Source organism: Chlamydia gallinacea 08-1274/3, from assembly GCF_000471025.2.
Classification (GTDB): Bacteria; Chlamydiota; Chlamydiia; order Chlamydiales; family Chlamydiaceae; genus Chlamydia; species Chlamydia gallinacea.
Map to the genome: position 1 here is coordinate 144,722 of NZ_CP015840.1, position 24,353 is coordinate 169,074.

A 24,353-nucleotide genomic window follows, 5' to 3' on the forward strand; every position below is an offset into this window, starting at 1 on the left:
CTAAAAACCTATAAGCTAAAACTACCATAAAATATGAAAAACTGCTTGTGAATAAATAGGTGGTACTTGCTTTGAGAGGGGGGGCTTTTGCACTCCCCCAAAGAAAAACAAGGCGACAGATAGCAGTTTAACTTGTAGGATGATTATTTAGCTTTAAAGTACTATCCACGATATCTTCTTGAGGAGGAGGTGGAGGTAGGTCATCTGATGTTTTCTTAAACATCATCCCTTCTTCTTTTAGTCGCGCTCTCTTCTTTTCAGGATCCCAAGTATGATCCATAATTTCTTTAACATCTTTAGCATCCAGAGTTTCAAACTCAATAAGCATCTGAGTCATGAGCTCGACTTCATCTCGGTGTTCTTTAATTAGAGTTAAAGCCCTCTGATAGGCAGCGTCTAATAAAGACCTTAGTTCTCCATCTATTGACTTCGCTGTTTCTTCAGAATAATTTTTTTCATGATAAGTTCCATAACCTGTAGACATATCGGAACGCTCATCATAAGCTACGGTACCTAGTTGATCACTCATTCCCCATTCACAAATCATACTACGTACAAGTTTTGTAGCCTGAGCAATGTCTTGTTGTGCCCCACTAGAAACATCTCCTAAAAATATTTCTTCAGCGGCACGCCCACCCATAAGAACAGCTAGTTGATCAAAAAGTTCCTTCTTCCAATAACTTAACTTATTCTTTTCTGGAAGAAAGTGCGTAGCACCTAAAGAAAGACCTCGAGGAATAATTGTGACCTTATCTACAGGATCTGAATACTGGACACACAAACCAACAACAGCATGTCCTGATTCATGATAAGCAGTTGTTCGTCTCTCTTCAGCATCCATCTCTAAACTACGGCGCTCCTTACCGTAGAGAACTTTATCACGAGCTTCAGCAACATCTACAGCAGTTACTGCGGTACGATCTTTACGCGCAGCAAGAAGAGCTGCTTCATTTAACAAATTCTCTAAATCTGCACCCGAAGCCCCTGGAGTACTACGCGCTACTGCCATAAGATCTACTGTGGGATCAAGTTTAATTCTTTTCGCATGAACAGATAAAATTTCAAATCTTCCCTTAATGTCTGGGAGATTCATAACCACACGACGATCAAAACGCCCAGGACGTAACAATGCCTTATCCAATACATCAGGACGGTTAGTCGCTGCCATGAGAATTACTCCCTCATTCGTTCCAAAACCATCCATTTCAACAAGTAATTGGTTTAAAGTTTGCTCACGTTCATCATGTCCACCACCAATACCTGCCCCGCGATGCCGTCCTACAGCATCTATTTCATCAATAAATATGATACAAGGAGCATTTCTCTTAGCTTGATCAAACATATCGCGAATACGACTAGCTCCTACCCCCACAAACATCTCTACAAAATCAGAACCCGCTATAGAGAAAAAGGGTCGGTCAGCTTCTCCAGAAACTGCCTTGGCAATCAAAGTTTTCCCAGTCCCAGGAGGACCTATTAATAACACGCCTTTAGGAATTCTTCCTCCTAAACTTGTGAACTTCGCTGGATTCTTAAGAAAATCAACAATTTCTATTAACTCTTCTTTTGCTTCTTCAATACCAGCAACATCAGCAAAAGTTACTTTATTTTGTCCCTTCATCAACAAACGTGCCGGAGACTTTCCAAATGACATTGCGGAACCATTCATACCCCGTACTTGGCGGGAAAAAACAAAATAAACAAAAGCAAGAACAAGAACAATGGGCAAGAATGTAAATACATATCCTATATAATGAGGAGAAGGCTCTTCACTCTTAAAGGTCTTTTCTAGTACTAAGTTTCTAGGTTGATCAGGAGCCTTAAATGTTAAGGAACGATTATGAGTAAACCCTTCCCATTCTTGCTTAGCTCCTGCATACCAATGAGCAAATACATCAGGATCTTGCTTCTCCAAGGCTCTAGAAGATAACTCCTGATTATTAAAGTACCAAATAACTTGGTTCAATTCTCCACGAATCTTATCTAGCTGCGCCTGATTAATATGGCTATCTTCTATAAGCTTCTCATATTTACTACGTTCTTCACGATACAAGCGGACCGAACGTAATTGCTCAAACTGATTCCCACTTTCTGGCAAAGACAAAGAAGAAGAAACCCTAAGTAAAGAACCTAACACTTTCTGGTACAATGTACGCAACTGCTCAGTATCCATGGCCTGAGTCAAAGAAGACTCAACTTGCTGATATAAATCCTTTAACTCACGCTTTAAGGCATCGGAACCAATCCCTAATGCGGGAGATAAATATTTTCCTATAAGCTCATATAAATCTGAACCAAAAGTACGTAAACTGTCATAATGAGATGAAGGTAGAGTAGAGAAACGTTTTTCTAAAGCGCGTAAATTGATAATTTGTCCATTACTTTCTCCGTGGACTATAAAAGCTGGCAAGGAAAATTCCCCCCACTCTACGCTAGGAGAAATTAAATATCCTGTTTCAGGAATTGGTGATCCTGAAATAGCGGAAAACCAATTAATAGAATTTTCGACTTCCTTCGCAAGATGTGCTAAATTTTTATTTGTCTCATGAAGATCAAAGTTGAGTTGATGCCTTTGATTGATCAGCTCTAGATAGTGATAGCGGACCTGACTTTCAGCTGGTGCAGATTCATAAAAACGTCCGCTAAATGAAACTAAATTATCATTTAAAGCAACTTTACGACTATCTTCAGGGTAAATTAACTTCAAGTTAACTAAATGCTCTAACTGATGGCTAAAATTCACCCGAGCCTTCTTGGCAACCAAGAAATTTTGAATAGCAACAACACCAAAAATCACACCAAATAAAAGGAAAAAAAAGACCGTAGGAAAATTTTTCTTCGATTCGGGCTTCATTTTTTTATCTTTAGACATAAACTACACAACTAAGCTAATCAATCTGACAAGTAATTACTAAATATATCAAATTTTTTTATTATTTTGTTTATAAAACCCAATTATAAATATAAAATTCTACACGATCATAAGCTAATACTCACTCATCCTTAATCACGTGTAGGCATCCAGTATATACTTTCTACTCTATCATTACTACCCCTGCTTTCACGATCAATCTTTTCTTACGCAATCGCATTTGTACTGAAAATCCACGAACTAAATGCTCATAAACTGTTTGCAAAGTATGTCTTGAAGCAACAATATCTGCTTTGGAAAAAAATTCTTTAAGCACCCATTTAGCAAGAAAAACATGCTCTAATAATTCTTTAGGTACTTTAAGAGACCAACTTGCATTTTTTTGACTTATATTTTCAAGAAAAGGTTGTGCTTGCTTTTGAATATATTGACAAAGTTCTGATGAATCCTGAGCCAGAGTAAGTAATGGTTGCGTAATCTTCTTCCCGAAAACATCTTCTAGCCAGGGAAAGATCTTTTTACGCATGCGTGCACGAAGATAACGTTCATCAGTATTCGTGATATCTTGAACATAGGAAATGTTAGCAGAATCTAGAGTATTTGATAACACATACTTGGGAATATGCAGCAGAGGCCGTAAAAGAGGAATTCCTTGATAAAATGCTCGAGGAGCCATGCCCCTTAAATTACTGAGATGCGCTCCTTCAAATAACCGTTTCATCACAGTTTCCGCTTGATCTGTAGCATGATGAGCTAAAAATATTCCCGATAAATCTTTTTCTAAACACAGCCTATGGAAAACAGCATAGCGATATTGACGAGCTGAATTCTCAGCATTCCGAGACATCTCCCCAGAAGGAGCGCGGTCCAGAATAAAGGGAACACGGGCTTGTAAGCACTTCGCTTCTAATTCTCTAGCCTCAATAAACGAAGTTTCTCTCCAACCATAATCGATATGCACAGCAACAAACGCTACTCCTCGAGACTTAAGGAGATATAAAAGAAACAATGAATCACTTCCTCCTGACAAAGCTAATAAATAGTTTTTTTTCATATCTAAAGAAGAAAAAAAAACTTCTAATTGCTTATCATTTCTGAGTAGGCGAGATAACATAACTCAATAGTCCGTACAAATTTTTGCTTTGCACAATAAATTCAGATTATCGACATACCTATGATGTTGCCACACTTCGTAACTCTGTAACTTTAAAGGATTTCTAATTAGGTAGATCATGCCCATTTTATGGAAAGTATTAATTTTCCGTTATTTAAAAACTGCGATCTTCTGCACATTGAGCTTAATTTGTATTTCTATTATTAGCTCCCTTCAAGAAATTGTTAGTTATATAGCAAAAGATGTTCCTTATTCTACAGTCTTAAGGCTCACTGCGTACCAGATCCCCTATTTGCTACCCTTTATTCTTCCTATTTCTTGCTTTATTTCCTCTTTTTCCCTTTTTCGCCGACTATCTGACAATAATCAAATCACTTTCCTTAAAGCTTCGGGGGCTTCTCAAGGAATCATCACTTTCCCTATTCTGATGGTTTCTTGTGCTATTTGTTGTATAAATTTTTATACATGCTCCGAACTGGCCTCTATCTGCCGATTCCAATCATGTAAAGAAATTGCTCACATGGCAATGACTTCGCCAACTCTTTTACTACAAACCCTACAAAAGAAAGAAAATAACCGTATCTTCATTGCTGTAGATCATTGTGCAAAAAGTAAATTCGATAATGTGATTATTGCTCTAAAAAGAGATGAAGAAATTGCTAACGTAGGCATTATTAAAACTATTATCCCTAACGTTGCTAACGACAGTGTTACAGCTAAAGAAATTATTATGATTTCAAAGCTTCCAGATAACTTAGCAACAACACAAGATGGTACAAATACTAAAGAGTATTATATCGAAACCTTAGATGAAATGCTCATTCCTAAGATTACCTCTACATTATTTGCTGGGAAATCCTATATGAAAACACGAACGGATTACTTACCGTGGAAACAGCTTGTCAAACAATCATGTAACTATGCTCATTTACCCGAGACACTAAGAAGAATTGGTATCGGATTATTATGTATTACCCTAACATACTCCGGAATGGTTTTAGGTACGTATAAACCTCGATTTCGAAAATCCATACTTCGGTATTGCCTATTTCCTATAATAGATCTAGTCCTACTCATTGTTGGAAAAAACACCAATTCTCTCTTTTCTGCACTTATGTTATTTATTATACCTCAGCTAATTTCTTGGGTTGTATTCACTATTCGTGCCTATCGAGAAAACCGAGGTTACGCATAAGCCATGTACATTTGGAAACGCTATTTATTAACGAGATTCTGGCTGTCTTTACTATCTCTTATTTTACTCACATTTATTTTTTATGCCTCTATCCATTATGCTTTACATGCGATTAAAGGCAATACGCACACTCTTGCTTCAGGAGCCTCTTTAAAACTTTCAATTTTATACTATCTTGCTCAAATTTCTTTAAAAGCAGAATTTCTGATTCCTCAACTTGTTGCTGTCGCAACAACCATGACCCTATTCTCCATGCAAAACAAGCGAGAGGTACTTGTACTACAGGCTTCTGGATTATCCTTAAAAGCATTAACAGCTCCGCTAATCCACTCAAGCTTTTTTATCACTTTACTTCTATATGGAAATTTTCAATGGCTACACCCCATATGCGAAAAAATCTCAACAACCAAAGAACATATAGATCGAGGTACCCTCGATAAAGCTCAAGACAAAATCCCTGCTCTTTACCTTAAAGACCAGACCATCCTCCTTTACTCTTCCATTGATCTTAAAACTTTTACTCTTAATAAAGTCTTTTGGATTAAAAATCCTCATACTATTTACACCATGGAAAAACTTGCTTTTACTACTCCTTCTTTACCCATTGGTTTGGACGTTATCCGCTTTGCCGGAACAGAATCTGGAGGAATGGAACTTAGCGAATTCTCAGATATGAAAGAATTCCCCGAAATTGAATTTGGGTTTTATGAAAATCCTTTTTCTAAGATTTTTACAGCTGGAAGAAAAAATCGATTTTCAGAATCTTTTCGAGCTATCCCTTGGAATGCTACGGGGCTCGGGTTATCTACACAGATTCCTCAACGCATTTTGTCTTTATTATCGCTATTTTACTATATGCTTATCTCCCCCTTAGCCTGTATTTCATCTATGATTCTTTCTGCATATCTTTGCTTAAGATTTAGTCGTATACCTAAAGTCTCACTTGCGTATATTGTACCTTTAAGCTCCATCAATACTTTTTTTGTATTTCTAAAAGCGGGTATCGTTCTTGCCAATAGTAGCGTATTACCTACATTACCTGTGATGGTATTTCCTCTAGTGGTTCTTGCTATATTTACTGGTCTTGCTTATGTGAAACTTCAGTAATTTCACTTAAATAATCAGAGAAATCCCATTTTTCTAGGTCATACTCGAAAAACTGCTTTAAGTTACTTAAATTTTGTCTGTTTTTTCTTAAACAATTTACAAATTTACTTAACAGTTCAATATGTTGGACAAAAACCAAACGATCTCTAGCAACTAAAGTAGGGGTAAGAATTTTAACTAAAAGCAATTTTAATTTATGCTCATCCCAGTCATTCCCATTAGAGAAGAAAGAAAATCCGGCTATGAATACGGAAGCATAATCTAATCCATCCTTAGATATAACTAGGAGGTTATTAGGATTAATAAGCTCTATTAACTTAAAAACTGTAAGATATGCCACCATATGGAGTAAGAGAAGCTTATCTTTTTTAAAGAGAATTTTTTTCTTAGAAAATAGGGTGTCCTTTAATATGTCTAAACTATAATCAAGAAACTGATGCATATCCTCTTGAACTATTTTGGGAATAGAGAATAGTGATAAAGAACCTGAATTATGGAATTCTTCTTTTAATGTAGAGAAAATTTCAAAAAAGGTTTCTTGCTCTCCATGAATATTTTCTAAACTTTTTAACAATTCTTCCGGCTCAGGGAATGAAAATACATAAGTGCGAGAAATTCCCTCTATACTTTCCTCTATAACACGACTGCGTGCGCGATCTTTTCGAGATGTACGGTTTTGAATATTTAATACTAATGTTGTCTCTTGGAGGTACTCCTTAGCAGTTAAGAAACCCAAAAACTCCTCATTACAAGTTGCATAAAGTATAGATCCCTGGGTTATTGGGCTAGGAGAACGAATAATACGTATTGATTTATCTCCTAGTTTTAGTGTTCCTTCCCAGCTAGGGAGCATTCCTAAAATAATAGGATCAAAAGCTATAGCACGTGGTTCTAACAACCTATCGATCGCTTTAAATAAAGGACCATTGGGATATTTAGATAAAAAGCGGTATAAATCGTCGTACATTTCCTTAATGTACTGACCAGATAACAATGACTTTCTATTTTCTTCTTTGGGGTGTACTTGTATATGAAAATACAAATAGCGAGCAGCTTCTGTAAACATAAGCTTACTTTCAAATAGCCCATTACTTAATGCAGAAACTAATTGATGTGACTGTTTTTCTATTAACTCTTCTTGAGTGGTTGTGCTACTTAAAGCCTTCCATGCTTGTCTAAGAAAATATAAGAAATCATGAAAATAGCTTATGTTATCCTTAGTAGGATTGTTTATTACTATAGTTTCTTTATACCTAGAGAAAAATAGAGCCATAACAGCATTATGTGTTTTCTCTACTGCTTCTATTTCTAAATTACTCAATGCGCTTTTATAAAAAATTCTCATCGGCATATCATTGGTAAATACCAAGGAAGAAACTATATGATGTACCTCTTCACTGTGCCATAAAACTGTTTTTATTAATGGATCACCTTCATATGCTGTTTCATGTAGCTTTCCCTGCTTACAGATAATCTGAGTGAGTGTATCCGTATAAAACCGTTTATTTTCCTCATCAGACATATAAAACAGCTCATACGAACGGTCTTGCTTCACCTCTACCAGGTTATTTAAAAATCTTTCCTCACTTGATTCATTTACTTCTGGCCTTGAAGTCTCATCACTAGTATGTTCATCAACAAGTTTATGGCTAAGATCTTCTTGAGTCTTACTATAAACCTTATTCAATTCAGAATAATCATGAACTAAACTTTGGTAAAGGTGCTGTTCTCTGTTTTCCAAAAATGAAAATACATTTTGAACACCAGAAATAAGAAAATGAGATTCTTGCAAAGCTTTATTAGCTTCACTTCTAGGTAGATCTCCCGCTCTCTTAAGATAACTCTCTATATTCTTAAGAGATTGCTTCATCTGATCAATATTACTACCCTTGCCTAAAGTAATACTATTTTGCGAATGAGAAATATGCGTGGGTAGGGAGCTATAAGAAATCTTTTTTAGTCTTTCCAAATGCTCTAGTGCTGTCTCGAAATTATAATTAGATTTTCTCATAGTTCCTCAAAAAGGATCAAAAAACTAAATTAATTATCACTCGATCGTTTTTATAATTTATTACAAAAATAAATTAACAATCAATTCATTTTAAAACAAAAAAGCAATTAAAAACTTAAATTAAGCAAGTTAAAAAACAAAAAAAAAGAAAAGAAATAAAAAGAAGGGAATAACTTTTAGACGTAAACTTAAACCACTGATTTATAAAAGAAACGGAAGAAGAGGGATTCGAACCCCCGGACCCTTTCAGGCCTCCTGTTTTCAAGACAGGTGCATTAAACCGCTCTGCCATTCTTCCTTAAGAAAATTGCTGTAAAAACCTGAGATCATTTTCACAAAACAAACGAATATCAGAAATACCGTGTTTTAACATGGCTAATCTTTCAATCCCCATACCAACAGCATAACCTGAATACTTTTCTGGATCTACCCCAGTGTTACGTAGAACCTCAGGATGTATCATACCAGCACCGGCTACTTCTAACCAACCACTATGTTTGCATAAAGAACATCCCTTGCTCTGACACTCACAAGAAACATCTACCTCTATACCCGGTTCCACAAAAGGAAAATAACTATGTCGCAGACGCAATTCTACTTTCCTTTCAAAAAAAGCGGGGTAAAACTCCGTAAGCATGGCTGTCAAGTCAGAAAGAGTTACATGACAATCAAGATAAAACGCTTCTACCTGATGAAAAATGACATGAGACCGCGATGAAACATCTTCATTACGAAAGCACAGGCCGGGAGCGACAACTTTTATAGGTGGCTTTTGTTTCTTGAGTTCATGAACTTGCACATTAGAAGTGTGTGTACGTAATAGTGTAGCAGGATCCAAATAAAATGTATCGTGCATCTGGCGCGCAGGATGATCTTCCTCAAAATTAAGCAATGAAAAATTATTTTCTTCACTTTCAATATGAGGAGCTTCTCGAACACAGAATCCTAGACACACAAAGATATCGACAATATCATCTAAGACTTTCTTAATAACATGCCTGCCACCTGAACAAAAAGGCTCTCCCGGTAGAGTTACATCTATTTTGTCTTTTAAAAACCCTTCACGTTCTTCAGAAAGAAGAATACTGTGACTTTTATTTTGAATTGACTCTTCAATATAAGTCTTACAAGCATTTATAGAAGCGCCTAATTGTGCTTTTCCTTCTATAGGACAATCGCGTAACTTTTCAGCAAAACCTCGAAAAACTCCTTTCTTCCCTAAATAACGTACTTTAAGATCGAAAAGATCTTTCGAAGAGTGTACTTGATCTAATTCAGTACAAAATTGCTGCTTAGTAGCTGCAAGCTCCTCTTGAATTGTCATGAGACTTCTCTCCTAAACAGCCGTCTCTAAAGCTTTTTTAGCTTGATTTGCTACTTCAGCAAAACCCTGAGGATTATGAATAGCCATTTCTGAGAGCATTTTTCTATTTAAGCTTACCCCTGCATACTTTAAGCCGCAAATTAAACGGCTATAAGATAAACCATGAATTCTTGCTGCTACATTTAGACGGACTATCCAAAGACTACGAAAATCGCCTTTACGATCCTTCCTATGCATATAATTGAAGGCCATGGCTCTCATTACAGAAGATTTACTCTGACGAAAGTGCCCCCTTCTATCTCCCCAAAAACCTTTAGCCTGTTTTAATATACGCTTACGACGACGTCTAGAGGCTACTGAACCTGTTGCTCTTACCATAATAAATCCTTTACGTTAAACAAGCATCATACGCTTATACGTACCTAACTGTCCCTTATCTACTAAGGGGTGCTTAGATAGATTACGTTTTTCTTGTGAAGACTTCTTTGACAGCTTGTGTCTTTTCCCTGGGCGACATCTCTTTAATTGACCTGAACCGGTCAGTTTAAAACGCGCCGCAACAGACCTATTGCTTTTCATCTTGGGCATGTAATTTTTCCTGCTTTTTTTTGGTTTTCACTGTTCCGGGAGCTACAATACAGATTAAAGAACGACCATTTAATTTAGGTTCCGATTCTATGAATCCAACATCTTCTAATCCCTGACTCATTTTTTGTACAACCTTGTGCCCGTGTTCGGGATACGCGAGTTCACGACCTCGAAACATACAGGTGATCTTTACTTTGTTCCCTTTTTCTATAAAAGTTCGTGCTTGCTTTAATTTAGTAAAGAAATCGTTATCATCAATATTAGGTTTTAGCTTGATTTCTTTAATACGTACCTGATGCTGAGCCTTTTTACTCCCTTTTTCCTTTTTCGTTACATCATAGCGGTACTTACCGTAATCCATAATCTTACATACGGGAGGCTCGCTATTAGAAGCAACTTCCACGAGGTCTAAACCCGCTTCTCGGGCTAAATCTAAAGCCTCTTTAAGACTTAATATGCCTAACTGTTCGCCACCAGAACCTATTAGGCGAACTCTAGGTGTCCGTATTTGTCTATTAATTTTTAAATTTAATACCACACTCTATCCCGATTACTCGTTAATATGACCCTACAATGATCAGAATCCGGTACTCATCTTTTGAGAAGCTTTATGGGAATAGCCCCAACTCACCCAGACAAGCAAGCATAAGATCTTAGGGAATCTTCAAAAGAAAAGCAATTGAAATCCTAACTGTCCAAAATTTGTCTATTCTATTTCTCACCCAGAGTTGAGGTAAATCATCTTTTGATTAAAAAATTATTGTACATTGAAGTCTCTATATCAATATCAGTATAAATGTATTATAACACACTAATAATCATAATTTTTATTGCGATGAAAACTTTCTTAACTATAGAATGGTTTCTTTAATGTCTTCGCACCTTTGGCTACGCTAAGTAATAGCAAGCTGATAGGGGCACTTTATAGTTTATCAAAAGAACTGTTTATTTACTTGTTTGGTGTGTCCCCATGCCTACGTTAGCTCCGGCGTCTTCAAAGGCTTGCATTAAGCTCCCTCGTCCTCTCCCCAAAAGGAAAATGCGAGAAGTCGTACTGCAAATATTATACGCTTTGAGTATAGATTCTACATTAGAAGAAGCTGTCCTGGTCCCTCTAGTCATGTCTGAAACTGCGATAACGCAAAAGCATGTCCTTCTTGCTTTAAACATCTCTAAAGAAATCCTTGCCAAAGCACCAGAATTCGACACATTAATTTCTCAAACCATTAAAACAACTTCGTTTAGTAAATTAGCTTTAATAGAAAAAAACGTGTTACGTTTAACACTATTCGAACATTTTTATAATGATCAACCCATTAATTCTGCTATTTTAATTACTGAAGCCACTCGACTCATCAAAAAATTTAGCTATATAGAAGCCTGCTCTCTTATTTATGCAGTATTAAATGACATTTTTCGTTTATCCCTACCTACTATAGAAAATCCAGAAAGGCTAATATGTGGTTAATCTATTGATTTTAATTTATATCCTGTCTTAAGCACTTCAATGAGAACACACGACGTGAAAAAATCTACTATTATGCAATTTCCCTTTTTTGTGCGTCGTGGTGTTTGGTTAAGCAAATACTCCACGTTTCGCATTGGAGGACCAGCAAATTACTTTAAAGAAATTCAATCTGTAAGTGAAGCTCAAGAAGTAATTCGTTTCCTTTATAGTCATAATTATCCCTTTGTCATTATAGGCAAAGGATCAAACTGTTTATTTGATGACAAAGGGTTCGATGGTTTTATCCTGTTTAATAATATCCAAGGCAAAGAATTTCTTTCTGAAACCACTGTGAAGGTATATTCTGGTATGTCTTTTTCCTATCTTGGGAAAACTCTTTCCTCCTGTAGGTACTCCGGCCTAGAATTTGCTTTAGGTATTCCTGGATCTGTCGGTGGTGCAGTATTCATGAATGCAGGTGTAGGGGAACAAGATGTTGCTTCAGTTATTGAAAGTGTTGAGGCTATTGATTCTCAAGGAAACATCATTTCCTATACAGCAGACCAACTTGATTTTAGCTACCGCTCCTCACGATTTCACTACTGCAAAGAATTTATTTTATCCGCTACCTTTAGGGTCACTCGAAATTCGTCTGCCTTGCAAATAGCAAAACAACTATTACAGCATCGGCTCGCATCTCAACCATATCAACTACCCTCTGCAGGCTGTATCTTCCGTAATCCAGAAGGAAATTCTGCAGGAAAATTAATTGATGAAGCAGGTTTTAAAGGCTTTTCCTTTGGAGACGCCCAAATCTCACCTAAACATGCCAACTTTATTGTAAACACAGGTCGAGCTACTGCTTACGAGGTGAAACAACTGATTCAAATTGTACAAAATAAATTACAATCTCAAGGAATCAATTTAGAAAAAGAAATTCGTATTATTCCCTATCGTCTTCCTTAAAGAGAGCGAAATACTAATAATCGAGGAGCTTTATTCCTATTTATAACATAAAATGTCCCCACTTCCCATTTCTGGACATCGAGCTCCTTACCCAACGTTTCTAATGCGGTCATTTCCTTTTCTCCTTCTCTGTGCCCTGGGTAACATACTACGGTAATTACTCCCTGGTTTGCGACTAAAGTTAAAGCTTTTTGAATACTAGCGATGGTAGTTTCTTTTAGGGTAGTAATACACTTATCTCCGCGAGGAAGATAACCTAAATTATAATGAAAAAGTCGCGCCCCCACTTCATTAATATATTCATGTGATTGTTTTTTAAATTCTATAGTTTTGTATTCTTCTTCTGATAATGATGCCGCACATAAGCACTTAGCCCTGTCCAGAGCTTCTTGTTGCACATCATAGGCAACAACTTTCCCCTTTCCTTGCAACAAGCGTGCTAGAAACAAACAATCCTGACCATTGCCACAAGTAGCATCAACAACACAATCTCCAGGAATAAGAATTTCTTGAAAAATTATATGGGCAAGGCGAACAACGTTACCTTGACATCTACTTATTTCTCGAAACATATAGAATGCCTATTGCAAAGATACTCTTTTCTCAATAACATAGTAGTCTCAATACTATTGGGGTATTAGCTCAGTTGGTTAGAGCGTCACGTTGACATCGTGAAGGTCAGCTGTTCAAGTCAGCTATATCCCAAGTCTTTTACAAATTCTGTGTAGAAGATTTCTCGACCTTTGGATCTCCATAACTTTTCAAACCAAGATCCTCCATAATCATTTACGGATTGATAATACGGCTCCTGGATTAAAGAAGTGAAATGGCGCTGCATCATATTTATAGCTTCAATGAGATATGTTTTACTATCCGTAGCAAGAGCTAGGCTACCCTGATTTTGTAGCACTCTAAAAACATCCTGTAAAAACTCTGTTTGAAACAAACGATGCTTCCGATGACGCATCTTTGGCCAAGGATCGGGGAAATTTACTACAATACGTTGTAAACTCGCATCACCTACATAATAATGCAAAAATGTTTGCGCTGTACCATGGACTATCCTTAAGTTATTTACTTGGAAATTTTTCATTTTTGACCAAATCTTCCTGACTCGATCAAATCGTTTTTCAACAGCAATCCAGTTTGTCTGTGGTGAGGACAGGGCTTGAGAAATTACCCAATCACCATTCCCAGAGCAAAGTTCACAAATCATCGGATGGGAATTTCCAAAAAAGTCATGCCATGAAGGCATGAGAAAGTGCTTATGCTCAAAATAATACTCAGGAACATAAAGAACACAATCCTGAATCTTAGGACAACGTTCTTTCCACAGAAAAGGAAATTGTAAATCTCGAGGTTTCATTAAACAAGATCTATACTGAATTTCAAGGAAGTCAGATTTTATCTCAAAGAATTATAAAACCTCGTTCAGTTTTTCTGTAAGCTTTTCTTATCTAGGATAACTGCTCTAGAAAAAACATATTTTAGAAAACCCTAAAAATCGAAAAAAGAATTAGAAATACACGTTTAAATGCCCCTTACCAAAGCAAGCTTCCCGAAGTTTGGTATTCCGTAACACGAGTTTCAAAAAAGTTTTTTTCCTTATTCAAGTCTATAGTTTCACTCATCCAAGGGAAAGGGTTTTTTGAATTATAAATAGGCTTCAAACCTATTCTTTCTAAACGACGATCAGCAATATGACGAACATAGTCAATAAACATGGAAGATTTTAATCCTAAAATCCCCCGAGGTAAACAATCCTGGGCATACTCAATTTCCAATTCCACAGCCCTTTGAATCAAATCAACAATTTCACGTTGTAATTCTTGTGTCCAGATTTCAGGATTTTCTTCTTTGATTCCGTTAATAAGATCAATACCAAAATTTAAATGGATGGTTTCATCTCTTAAAATATATTGGTATTGTTCTCCTATGCCCGTCATCTTATTCTGACGATGGAAAGAAAGGATCATGACAAAACCACTATAGAAAAAGATCCCTTCCATAATGATATAATAACCCACTAAATTTTTAACAAACTTACGCAAGCCCTCAAGAGATTCTGTAGAAAAATTCGGGTTAAGTATATCTTCAGTTAAAGACATTTGAAAATCATCTTTTGCCTTAATACTTGCTCGTTCATTATACGCATTGAATACTTCAGATTCTTCAAGCCCCAAAGACTCGCAAATATAAAGAAACGTATGTGTATGCACGGCTTCTTCAAAAGCTTGTCTCAACAAATACTGACGTGCTTCGGGATTCGTAATATGTTTAAAAATAGCTAAAACAATATTATTACCCACTAAGCTTTCTGCTGTACTGAAGAACCCTAGATTTAAAAGAATTACCCGACGCTCGTCCTCTGAAAGCTCCTCTGACTTCCATAAAGCAATATCTCTAGCCATAGGAACTTCAGTAGGTAGCCAATTATTTGCGCATCCATTTAAGTAGTGCTCCCAAGCCCACTTGTACTTAATAGGAACTAATTGATTAACATCTACCTGATTACAATTGACTAAACGTTTACTATCTAGCTGAACACGTTTCAACTTCCCTTCAAAAACATCTGCTTCCATAATTCTTCCTCTTTTTTCGTTACTGACAAGACTCACACCCCTCCTCGAGAGAGCAAGTTGGCATTTCTTTAATTCGTTCTACAACAATACCTGTGGAAGCAGACTTATTTTTCATCCATCTCGGTTGAATTCCCCGCTTATTGATATCGGTAAACGACTTTTCTACAGAAGTTGCTGCTGAAGATCTTAAATAATAAGTTGTCTTCAATCCTTTCTTCCAGGCAGTAAGATACATTGATGATAATTTTTTACCATTAGGTTCTGATAAATATAAATTGAGAGATTGGCCCATATCGATCCATTTTTGCCTTCGAGAAGCACATTCTATGATCCATTCTGGTTCAACTTCAAATGCTGTAAGAAAAACCTTCTTCAAGTCATCAGGAATGCGTTCTATTTCCAGTAAAGAACCATCAAAATATTTTAAATCATCTAACATATCCTCATCCCAAAGTCCCAATTCCTTGAGCTTTTGAATTAAATACACATTGGGTACTGTAAATTCTCCAGAAAGGTTCGATTTTACAAATAGATGCTTATATGTAGGTTCTATAGATTGCGTTACCCCAATAATATTGGAAATAGTTGCTGTGGGAGCAATTGCCATGGTGTGGCTATTTCTCATTCCATAAGCCTTGATAGATTCTCTTACAGGAGTCCAATCCTTATACGAAGAAGTATCCATATCTAGATATTCTTCTCCACGATATTCTTTGAGCAATTCTATAGTATCTAAGGGCAAGTACCCACGATCCCACTTTGATCCTTTATACGAGCTATAAGGGCCGCGCTCTTTTGCTAATAAACTTGAAGAGAGAATAGCATAGTAAGCAATCAACTCTGAACTACGATCAGCAAATTCCACAGCCTCTTGGGAAGCATAGCTAATATTCAATTTATACAAAGCATCTTGGAAGCCCATAACTCCCAAACCAATTGCTCTATGCTGTAAATTTGCATTCGCTGCCTCTACAGTGGGGTAGAAATTCAAGTCGATAATATTATCTAAAATACGAATAGCTACAGAGATAGTATCGCTGAGTTTTTCTTCGTCAATAGCGCCGTCAAGAATATGCTCTACTAAATTAATAGATCCTAGATTGCAGACAGCTGTCTCTGTTTGTGAACTATTCAACAAAATTTCGGTACATAAATTGGAGCAACGAACAACACCTACATGATCTTGAGCGGAACGAATGTTTGAAGGATCTTTAAATGTCATCCAAGGATGACCTGTTTCATAAAGCATGCTCAGCATTTTTCTCCATAAATCTTCTGCAGCAACTTTTTTGTATAATTTAATTTCCCCCGCATCAACTTTTCTTTCATATTCTTCATACAGCCGTTCAAATTCCCTACCATAAGACTCATGTAGCCCAGGAACATCATCGGGACTAAATAACGTCCATGTGCCCTTCTGCTGTAAACGTTTAAAGAACAAGTCTGGGATCCAACTGGCTGTATTAATATCGTGGGTACGGCGACGCTCATCGCCTGTGTTCTTTCTTAATTCCAAGAAATCTTCATAATCCAGATGCCAGATTTCTAGATAAACACACATAGCCCCTTTACGTTTACCACCTTGATTCACAGCAATTGCTGTATCATTAGCAACTTTAATAAAGGGAATAACCCCCTGACTTTTCCCATTAGTTCCCTTAATTAGAGCTCCTGTAGCACGAACTCCTGTCCAATCATTTCCAATACCTCCTGCCCATTTAGAAAGCATAGCATTGTCAGCAATCACTTTATAAATATGCGCTAGATCATCTTGTATGGTAGATAAATAACAAGAACTCAATTGCGAATGAAGCATTCCTGAATTAAACAACGTAGGTGTTGCTGGTATATAACGAAATGTAGAAAGAAGATTATAAAAAGTAATTGCCCATGCAGTTTTATTTTCACCTTCGTTTAATGCTAATCCCATAGAGACACGCATCCAAAAAATTTGTGCTGTTTCTAATCTACGTCCTTCGTGTTGATTAAAATAACGGTCGTAGAGATTTTGTACCCCCATGTAGGAAAACTGCTGATCTCTAGAAATATCCAAAGCCTCTGCTAAAGCATCAAGATCATATTCTTTTAACTGCGGATTCAACCTATACTGCTCGCCATGAAGAATATACTCCTTAAACCACTGTTTTTGCGATGCAATAAGATCAGGATCTGTAGCACTTTTGTTCAATGTTTCTTCGTACACAACATTCATAAGTAAGGCTGCAGCGACAAAAGCATAATGAGGTTCTTTTTCAATGTTGGCTCTAGCTGCCATGATACAAGCTAAAACAACTTCAGATTCTTTCATTCCTGAATAAAAATTAGCAAATGCCATTTCGGCAAGCAAATGAGGATCTGTTGTATCTGAGAATCTTTGGCATGCCCACAATAGCTTTTCTGTTAATTGGGCCTTATTCATGCAATAGCGTGTACCATCAACCCGAACAACCTCATAAGACTCTTCCTCTTGTATTTCCTTCTGCTGTCTTTCTGCAGGTATTTCTTCATGACGACTGCGAATTCTTGCTCGGGCTTCTCTATACAAAATATAATTTTTTGCAACTTCATAATAGCCAGCAACCATTAGTTGTTTTTCAACAATATCCTGAATAACCTCGATATCAATGCTTTTGTCTGTAGAGCTCACTGCTAAGATTTCTTCAACAATTTTATTTGTTAAAATATTAATTTCTGAAAGAACTTCTTGTTGAGATATAGAAACAATTTGTTTTGTAGCACGGAAAGCTTTTTCCAAAGCTGCAGAAATTTTCATCGGATTGAAGCGCACGGCATGTCCATCTCGACGTACTACGGAAGTTCGACTCCAAGATCCCTCGCGCTGTTTTTTATGTTGGTCCCGATAGATAATATAATCCCTAGCAATATCCTGTAAGCCATTGATATACAGCTGATTCTCAACCATGTCTTGAATACGCTCAACAGTAACTACTTGACCCTCACGAATTTTTTTCACGACCTCATTTACCACTTGACGAGTAATGGTAGAAATAGAGGCCTCAAGATCTTTAGGCAAAGGAGAACCATCTTTCAAATCACGCGTATCACGAAAAGCAGCTTCTAAAGCCTGAAATATGCGCTCCTGATTAAAGGGAACAAACATTCCATTACGCTTCACGATAGTATAATGCTTCTCATTTGTTTCGACCATATGCCCCCCTAACCACGAGTTTCGATGCCAACATGTATATCCAAATCAAACAAATAGCGACTCATTTCCTACATATTTTCGGAATAAAAAAGTCCTAACTAAACACCTAAGAAAAACACAAAGCCCCCCCTGCTCCTCAAAGATATTTTTTCAAAAAACCCAATATGTAGTGAAACATTATGCGCCTGTATACTATATATAGGAATAGATTCTGTTTCATGCAATTGAAAAGTCACCTCTTTCTCCAGAAAAAATGTAAGGCCTAGAGGCTTTCTTCTCTGTAATTTTCTAAGTAATTTTCTAACGATCTTTTTGCCAAAAACTTGTTGATTTTAGATGAATATATTATGCTAAAGCGATAGTTAAAATTCCGCATTTCTCATGGTAGAATTAGAATCCGATATTCGAGGTAAGCGTCTTGCAGTTACTCCTAATGCTATTACTGCATTTGGTTTATGTTGTGGGCTATTTATTATCTTCAAAAGCATCTTAAAAACTTCTTCCTCTGTTGAGCTTTTGCACCGCCTGCAGGGATTATCTCTTTTATTAATTAGTGCTATGATAGCGGATTTTTCCGACGGGGCTATCGCGCGCATTATGAAAGCAGAAAGTGCATTCGGAGCACAATTTGATTCTCTTTCTGATGCCATTACATTTGGTATAGCGCCACCATTAATTGCCATTCGTAGTCTTGATGGAGTGCCTACAGAAGGTTTTTATTCATTACTGCTCTTGATTACATCCATTATCTACTCTCTTTGCGGAGTGTTACGCTTAGTCCGCTATAATTTATTTTCTAAAAAGTCTTCAGATACAACGCGAGTTTCTTGTTTTATCGGTCTACCCATTCCTGCTGCAGCAGCTTGTGTTGTTTCTTTATCTTTGTTACTTGCTTCCAATTTTTCAACTATATTACCCAAGCAAGTACGCATTATTTTAATTCCTTTAAGTTTACTTTTTTCCGGCAGTCTTATGATTTCTCCTTGGAAGTTCCCTGGAATTAAAAATTTACGTTTCAAAGTATCCTCATTTACACTTGTAGCAACTACAGGACTCGTTGCTTGCCTACTTTTCTTAGGTCTTGTAGATCACTTCATTGAAGTATTTTTTTTAGTTTCTTGGTTGTACGTTTGTGCAATCTTTCCTATTTTTGCTATTGCTTACCACAGAAAGACGAAGCGGTCATGATCACCTTGTCTTGTAAAGATAAATTGAAGGATTGTCCCATATCAATTCACTCTGATTCAACCTCAAACTCTGTAAGAAAAGTCTCCCCCAAGTCATCAAAAATGCATGCTATTTCTAGTAAAGAACCATCACAATGTTTTACATTACCCAATACCTCTTCTGAACAGGTTATTCCTTATTGTGGTTTTTCTTTATTCTTGGGGTTCTTTCTAGCAACACTTTTTTATCGTAAACGAGCAAGACACTACCTGAAAAAACAAAGTAAACTCGAGCAGGAGAATAATTTTCTAAAGAACTCATTAGAGCGCTGTCGTCAATCAGACCAATTACTAGAGAACTTGAGTAACAAATTTTCTGTAACTTGTCATTCTCTTGTTAAAGAGATGAAAATGGAAAGCCAGATGTATTTTTCTGAGAAATCAAAAACTATAGAATCTTTGTTATCACCAGTTCAAGCTACCTTACTTGCTTTTAAACAAAATTTAGAAACCTTTGAAACGCAGCACGCTGAAGATCGCGGTACATTAAAAGAACAAATAGCCCACTTACTTTCTGTAGAAAAAAAATTAGAAAAAGAAACACAAGCTCTTACAAATATTTTAAAACATCCAGGCACTCGTGGTCGTTGGGGAGAAATACAACTCGAAAGAATTTTAGAACTTTCAGGAATGATTAAATACTGCGATTATGAAATACAAGCTAGCGATCCTCAAGGCCTTGTACGTGCGGATATGATTGTTCGCCTTCCTCAGGATCGTTGTGTAATTATTGATGCTAAAGCTCCGTTTTCCGAAACATATTTTTCTGAAGAAAATGCAGATAGATCTGATCTTATTAAAAAAATTAAAGAACATATTAAAACCTTAAAATCAAAAAGCTATTGGAATAAATTTCATTACTCTCCTGAATTTGTTATTCTTTTCCTTCCTGGAGAAAGTATTTTTAACGATGCTTTGCGTATCGCTCCTGAACTGATTGATATTGCAGCTTCTTCCAACGTTATTCTCTCAAGCCCTTTAACATTATTGGCTTTGCTTAAAACAATCGCTCATACATGGAAACAAGAAAACCTACACAAACAAATTCAAGAAATAGGACGATTGGGTAAGGAGCTCCATCATCGCTTATATAATGTTTTTAATCATTTTCACAAGCTTGGCAAACACCTAAATCTTACTGTTCAAAGCTATAACGATTTGTCTTCTAGCTTACAACATCGAGTACTTCCCACATTAAGAAAGTTTGAAGATTTAGAAGTCTCTTCTTCTTTACACAAAATTGAGGATCCCTCAACTATTCATAATCCTATCCAGCCTTTCTTGCCTGGTTTGGAACAAGAAAATTCATCTTCTGAAATACCTACATTAAAAGAGAATTTGTAAAGTTTATACTGCAGGGACTATAGGAAACTCTTGATCAAAGTTTGCTATATTTGCACGAAGCATCTCTTCTCCTGCGAAAGAAATGAATGTCGCCTTATTCGCAGCATCTTTTAAGTACTGTGTCATTACTGTGCAGATTTGTTCTTTAGTAACATTAAGAATTGACCTACGAAATGCTTGTCTTAAAGCAGGAACCTTACCACAGCGTAATCTATAATACCCTGTAGAAGCACGACTTCCTGGAGCAATGGGAGAATCTAAGTTTTGGATGATCCCTAAAATGCCTTCATGAATATCCGAATCAGAAAAGTTTCCTTGAGCAATTTCCTGAATGCCATGTAAAAATACCTGATAGCTATGGAAAATTTCTGGATCACGATAACTATAACAATAAAATGCTCCTTTACCAAGGTTAACAGAAGCTCCAGAACCATAAGCTCCACCCTGTTCTCGGATTTTGGTATGCAAAACAGTATTATCCAAGATTTCTGCGGCTACAGTTAATGCAGAAGCATGAGGATGATCATAAGCTAGATCTCCAATAGGAAAGGCCAATGCATTAAATGCTGCACGCACAGGTATCGAAAATCCTTGAGAAGCTAACGTATAATCAATAACAGGATTTTCCCAAGAAGCCACTTGTGCTACTTCTGCATCTAGAATTCCGTAAAACTCATGTTGCTTTAGATGCTGATAATTACTTTGACTTCCGCTAATAATTAACTGGCGTTTACCAAAGAAACATTTTTTATACAAAGCTTGTAAAATAGCAATAATCTCATCAACATTTCTATCAAAATTTACTGTAATCTCATGGATTTTCTTTACATAGGGCAATCCAGAAGCTAAATAGGACATCGATGCTGTTAAAGATTTGTCCATACAAGCTGTACTAATAGCATAACCCATAGGACTGTTACGCACACTATTAGTTAAAGCCTCATTGTGTTGCATCAGCAATTCTTTAATTCTTGCAATATCAGTAAAATCTATGTGGGTTAACATATCCCCCAAAACATGAAATAGCTGACTTGCTTTAAATTCTAAAGACTTCCCTCGAATGCTTACTGAAGGAGACAATACGGTATTATTATTTGCATGGGGAGAAAATTCGTAAGAAACATCTACTCCCCCTGTATGTTCAAGAAGAAATTCCAAGTTTTCTCTATAAGATCGCGCTCCCGACCCTAATTGTGGCATGAGAAAAACAAGTAGACGTAACCAAGGAAGTTCTTCAACAGACAGAGGAGGAGTGCTCATAACAAGTTCCACAAAAATTAAATCATTTGTGAAACATTCGTGATGAAGAGCTTCTCCGTGAGCAATAGTCTCTTTAACTAAATTATACTCTTTCCCTGAATGAGAAACTTTATCTAAAGAAAAATTAGGAAGGATTCTATCAAGATCCTCATTTTGATGCTGATATTCTTCTAACATTTTAGAAGCACGATAAATATTTTCTCTTGCTTCAGGAGATAAGTTACTCTCCACTTCCTTCAATGAAGCTTGTTCTTCTTGATTTTCAATAGATAAAAGATCTGCATCGGGAAGAAGAATAACTCGAGAAAAATGAGGATTATCCAAAAAGTATTTTCGAATCAATTTCTCAAGATATTTAGGATCCTGTAACTTCTCACGAAGTTCTGTAAATAAACTATGAATACGCAACCCATCCTCAGCATTTCCTCCGTGCTGTTTTAATAAACCAGAGCGGAAAAATAGGGACAACCCATAGGGTAAAGAATATCCTGAAATTTCTTTACGATTTAACTCTAACTGATGAACGGCAGCATCAACAAGATGTTGAGGAATTCCCTCTCGAATTATCTCTTCTAAACAAGCAAAAATCCAAGATTCTAACTTTTGTGCTCCTCCATGGGAACAGCCCTTACATACAATCGTTACAGGAACTTCTCGGATCTCCCCATCAATCCCCATATCCGCCTGTTTACAAAATCCAGATTTCAACAATCGAGATTTTAAGGGTGCAGCATCTGTACCCATGAGAACAATATCCAATACATACAGAGCTAGTAACTCCTGCTGATCCAATATAGAACAGGTTAGCCAAGACAAACCAAAAAGTACTTTATCCTGATTATGGTTATCTGAAGGATATTTCAAAATGTTTCTTACTGGCTCCTTAAATCTCTTCTGTAAAGGGACCAAAACTGTTTGTTTTTCTAATTTTCCTACATGTCTAAGTAACTTTTCTTCCAAGAAATCAAGATGTCGTGAAGGCTTAATATTGCCATAGAAATAAAACAAGCAGCGCCCTAGGGTATACTGGCTCTGATGAAAAGAAATGATACTGTCATGAGACAACGTAAGAATGTCTTTAGGATTGCCTCCTGAATTTACTCCATAAGTAACTGAAGGGAACAATGCAGAATTTAATGCTTCTGATAATCGTGCTTCGCCCGACATCATTGCCCCTTTCATTTCATTAAATACAATTCCCGTATGCGTCAAAGTATTTTCAGAAGTAAATTCGTACCTCCAACCTTCTTGTAAAAAGCTATTTTCTGTAAGTAAGGGGTAAAAAACAGCATCAATATACACACTAAGTAAATTATAAAAATCCTCAGGAATTTGCGATGCTGCGGGGTAACAAGTAAAATCTGCTCCTGTAAATGCATTCATGAATGTATTTAAGCTACGCCGCGTCATAGAAAAAAAGGGATCACGGACAGGATAATTTTTTGATCCGCATAAGACCATATGCTCTAAAACATGCGCTACTCCATTTGACGTTTGAGGGCATGTTCTAAAGCAAATATTAAACACATTCTCATCATCATTATTAATGATCATCATGATAGAAGCACCTGAAGGCCTATGTTCAATCTCAAGTAATTTACTCTCGATTTCAGGGAGTTCTTTGCTTAACTTAATGACAAAATTTCTATAGGTATCTCCAACCTTCATTGACCTAAATCCCTTAATATACCGTCAGGTCTTCCTACTATTTTTAAATCGATAAGATTAATGGTATGCTTGTGCCTTTAACTTCTAGCAAAACAAAGTTAATTTAACTTAGGTATTATTTTCAATAACTCCTAGGAAAGTTATGAACAATAACCTACAATCTTTTGAAAGTTATTACAAATACATTTTCACAGAACTTTCTCATTTTTTCTATATCTGCTGATCTTCCATCTCACATGGATTATTGAATGAAAAAGAATATAATAATCCTACTTAACAGCACAATACCATGAACTTAAAGAACCATCTGGATAGCAGACAACAGATCTTCCTAGTGTTTCCAACACCTTGCTTACTATCCGTAAAAAAGCAACCATATAATAGAATTCTTTATTGCCGTTTTCTTCGCAATAGATTGAGAAAAAACGCCCAATATCTGAGGCGCTATTCTTAGCGTAAACTAAGAATATACAAACTAGG

General features: G+C 36.5%; 18 protein-coding genes and 2 tRNA genes. 7 read left to right on the plus strand and 13 right to left on the minus strand.

Annotation, left to right across the window (positions count from 1 at the left end):
- Positions 1-127: 127 nt before the first annotated feature.
- Positions 128-2,872 (minus strand): ATP-dependent zinc metalloprotease FtsH, encoded by a 2,745-nt coding sequence (ftsH, locus tag M787_RS00670; RefSeq protein ID WP_021828545.1) that lies wholly within the window; start codon positions 2,870-2,872, stop codon positions 128-130.
- A 163-nt stretch (positions 2,873-3,035) separates the two neighbouring features.
- Positions 3,036-3,986, minus strand: a complete 951-nt coding sequence (gene tilS / locus M787_RS00675; RefSeq protein WP_021828546.1) for a tRNA lysidine(34) synthetase TilS — start codon at positions 3,984-3,986, stop codon at positions 3,036-3,038.
- A gap of 118 nt (positions 3,987-4,104) precedes the next feature.
- Here tilS and M787_RS00680 point away from each other — a divergent pair, with 118 nt between their 5' ends.
- Both M787_RS00680 and M787_RS00685 read left to right on the plus strand, forming a co-directional pair.
- Positions 4,105-5,181 carry an LptF/LptG family permease gene (locus tag M787_RS00680; RefSeq protein WP_021828547.1) on the plus strand — a complete coding sequence of 359 codons (1,077 nt, stop codon included), beginning with the start codon at positions 4,105-4,107 and terminating at the stop codon, positions 5,179-5,181.
- Positions 5,182-5,184: 3 nt separating this feature from the next.
- Complete coding sequence (locus M787_RS00685; protein ID WP_021828548.1) at positions 5,185-6,288, plus strand: LptF/LptG family permease; 1,104 nt, start codon at positions 5,185-5,187, stop codon at positions 6,286-6,288.
- Here M787_RS00685 and M787_RS00690 read toward each other — a convergent pair.
- The 6 genes from M787_RS00690 to infC all read right to left on the minus strand — a co-directional run bounded on the left by M787_RS00690 (position 6,257) and on the right by infC (position 10,749).
- A complete protein-coding gene (locus M787_RS00690; RefSeq protein ID WP_021828549.1) occupies positions 6,257-8,299 on the minus strand; it encodes a hypothetical protein in 2,043 nt (680 codons plus the stop codon). The genes M787_RS00685 and M787_RS00690 overlap by 32 nt on opposite strands.
- Positions 8,300-8,512: 213 nt before the next feature.
- Positions 8,513-8,597 (minus strand) — tRNA-Ser (locus tag M787_RS00695).
- Positions 8,598-9,623, minus strand: a complete 1,026-nt coding sequence (pheS, locus tag M787_RS00700; RefSeq protein WP_021828550.1) for a phenylalanine--tRNA ligase subunit alpha — start codon at positions 9,621-9,623, stop codon at positions 8,598-8,600. It abuts the tRNA gene before it with no gap.
- A gap of 12 nt (positions 9,624-9,635) precedes the next feature.
- Positions 9,636-10,001 carry a 50S ribosomal protein L20 gene (gene rplT / locus M787_RS00705; protein ID WP_021828551.1) on the minus strand — a complete coding sequence of 122 codons (366 nt, stop codon included), beginning with the start codon at positions 9,999-10,001 and terminating at the stop codon, positions 9,636-9,638.
- 15 nt (positions 10,002-10,016) lie between these two features.
- Positions 10,017-10,211 (minus strand): 50S ribosomal protein L35, encoded by a 195-nt coding sequence (gene rpmI, locus M787_RS00710; protein ID WP_021828552.1) that lies wholly within the window; start codon positions 10,209-10,211, stop codon positions 10,017-10,019.
- Positions 10,189-10,749, minus strand: a complete 561-nt coding sequence (infC, locus tag M787_RS00715) for a translation initiation factor IF-3 (RefSeq protein WP_021828553.1) — start codon at positions 10,747-10,749, stop codon at positions 10,189-10,191. Before infC ends, rpmI begins: the two co-directional genes overlap by 23 nt.
- Positions 10,750-11,181: 432 nt before the next feature.
- Here infC and nusB point away from each other — a divergent pair, with 432 nt between their 5' ends.
- Both nusB and murB read left to right on the plus strand, forming a co-directional pair.
- A complete protein-coding gene (nusB, locus tag M787_RS00720) occupies positions 11,182-11,679 on the plus strand; it encodes a transcription antitermination factor NusB (RefSeq protein WP_021828554.1) in 498 nt (165 codons plus the stop codon).
- A gap of 54 nt (positions 11,680-11,733) precedes the next feature.
- Positions 11,734-12,624 (plus strand): UDP-N-acetylmuramate dehydrogenase, encoded by an 891-nt coding sequence (murB, locus tag M787_RS00725; protein ID WP_021828555.1) that lies wholly within the window; start codon positions 11,734-11,736, stop codon positions 12,622-12,624.
- Here murB and mnmM read toward each other — a convergent pair.
- Positions 12,621-13,196: a tRNA 5-(aminomethyl)-2-thiouridylate-methyltransferase MnmM gene (mnmM, locus tag M787_RS00730; protein WP_021828556.1), complete on the minus strand. Its 576-nt coding sequence runs from the start codon at positions 13,194-13,196 to the stop codon at positions 12,621-12,623. The genes murB and mnmM overlap by 4 nt on opposite strands.
- Before the next feature lie 59 nt (positions 13,197-13,255).
- Between mnmM and M787_RS00735 the strand changes: the two genes are divergently transcribed.
- Positions 13,256-13,329: transfer RNA gene (locus tag M787_RS00735), tRNA-Val, on the plus strand.
- Here the strand turns inward: M787_RS00735 and trmB are convergent.
- The 3 genes from trmB to M787_RS00750 form a co-directional block, all read right to left on the minus strand.
- Complete coding sequence (gene trmB, locus M787_RS00740) at positions 13,316-13,990, minus strand: tRNA (guanosine(46)-N7)-methyltransferase TrmB (RefSeq protein WP_021828557.1); 675 nt, start codon at positions 13,988-13,990, stop codon at positions 13,316-13,318. The genes M787_RS00735 and trmB overlap by 14 nt on opposite strands.
- A 175-nt stretch (positions 13,991-14,165) precedes the next feature.
- Positions 14,166-15,206, minus strand: coding sequence for a ribonucleotide-diphosphate reductase subunit beta (locus M787_RS00745; protein ID WP_021828558.1), 1,041 nt, complete (start codon positions 15,204-15,206; stop codon positions 14,166-14,168).
- A 19-nt stretch (positions 15,207-15,225) separates the two neighbouring features.
- Entirely contained in the window at positions 15,226-18,375 is a 3,150-nt protein-coding gene (locus M787_RS00750) for a ribonucleoside-diphosphate reductase subunit alpha (RefSeq protein ID WP_021828559.1), read from the minus strand.
- A gap of 381 nt (positions 18,376-18,756) precedes the next feature.
- On the opposite strand from M787_RS00750, the gene M787_RS00755 reads away from it, so the two are divergent.
- Both M787_RS00755 and M787_RS00760 read left to right on the plus strand, forming a co-directional pair.
- Positions 18,757-19,563, plus strand: coding sequence for a CDP-alcohol phosphatidyltransferase family protein (locus M787_RS00755; protein WP_021828560.1), 807 nt, complete (start codon positions 18,757-18,759; stop codon positions 19,561-19,563).
- On the plus strand, positions 19,560-20,945 hold the full coding sequence (locus tag M787_RS00760; RefSeq protein WP_021828561.1) for a DNA recombination protein RmuC: 1,386 nt from the start codon (positions 19,560-19,562) through the stop codon (positions 20,943-20,945). The genes M787_RS00755 and M787_RS00760 overlap by 4 nt, the downstream gene beginning before the upstream one ends.
- Positions 20,946-20,948: 3 nt before the next feature.
- On the opposite strand, the gene M787_RS00765 is transcribed toward M787_RS00760, so the two are convergent.
- A complete protein-coding gene (locus M787_RS00765; RefSeq protein WP_021828562.1) occupies positions 20,949-23,873 on the minus strand; it encodes an insulinase family protein in 2,925 nt (974 codons plus the stop codon).
- Positions 23,874-24,353: the final 480 nt, after the last annotated feature.

Coding starts and splice junctions, on each gene's coding strand:
- ftsH (WP_021828545.1), bottom strand. CDS start 2,872: ATGTCTAAAGATAAAAAAATGAAGCCCGAATCGAAGAAAAATTTTCCT.
- tilS (WP_021828546.1), bottom strand. CDS start 3,986: ATGTTATCTCGCCTACTCAGAAATGATAAGCAATTAGAAGTTTTTTTT.
- M787_RS00680 (WP_021828547.1), top strand. CDS start 4,105: ATGCCCATTTTATGGAAAGTATTAATTTTCCGTTATTTAAAAACTGCG.
- M787_RS00685 (WP_021828548.1), top strand. CDS start 5,185: ATGTACATTTGGAAACGCTATTTATTAACGAGATTCTGGCTGTCTTTA.
- M787_RS00690 (WP_021828549.1), bottom strand. CDS start 8,299: ATGAGAAAATCTAATTATAATTTCGAGACAGCACTAGAGCATTTGGAA.
- pheS (WP_021828550.1), bottom strand. CDS start 9,623: ATGACAATTCAAGAGGAGCTTGCAGCTACTAAGCAGCAATTTTGTACT.
- rplT (WP_021828551.1), bottom strand. CDS start 10,001: ATGGTAAGAGCAACAGGTTCAGTAGCCTCTAGACGTCGTCGTAAGCGT.
- rpmI (WP_021828552.1), bottom strand. CDS start 10,211: ATGCCCAAGATGAAAAGCAATAGGTCTGTTGCGGCGCGTTTTAAACTG.
- nusB (WP_021828554.1), top strand. CDS start 11,182: ATGCCTACGTTAGCTCCGGCGTCTTCAAAGGCTTGCATTAAGCTCCCT.
- mnmM (WP_021828556.1), bottom strand. CDS start 13,196: ATGTTTCGAGAAATAAGTAGATGTCAAGGTAACGTTGTTCGCCTTGCC.
- trmB (WP_021828557.1), bottom strand. CDS start 13,990: ATGAAACCTCGAGATTTACAATTTCCTTTTCTGTGGAAAGAACGTTGT.
- M787_RS00745 (WP_021828558.1), bottom strand. CDS start 15,206: ATGGAAGCAGATGTTTTTGAAGGGAAGTTGAAACGTGTTCAGCTAGAT.
- M787_RS00750 (WP_021828559.1), bottom strand. CDS start 18,375: ATGGTCGAAACAAATGAGAAGCATTATACTATCGTGAAGCGTAATGGA.
- M787_RS00755 (WP_021828560.1), top strand. CDS start 18,757: ATGGTAGAATTAGAATCCGATATTCGAGGTAAGCGTCTTGCAGTTACT.
- M787_RS00760 (WP_021828561.1), top strand. CDS start 19,560: ATGATCACCTTGTCTTGTAAAGATAAATTGAAGGATTGTCCCATATCA.
- M787_RS00765 (WP_021828562.1), bottom strand. CDS start 23,873: ATGAAGGTTGGAGATACCTATAGAAATTTTGTCATTAAGTTAAGCAAA.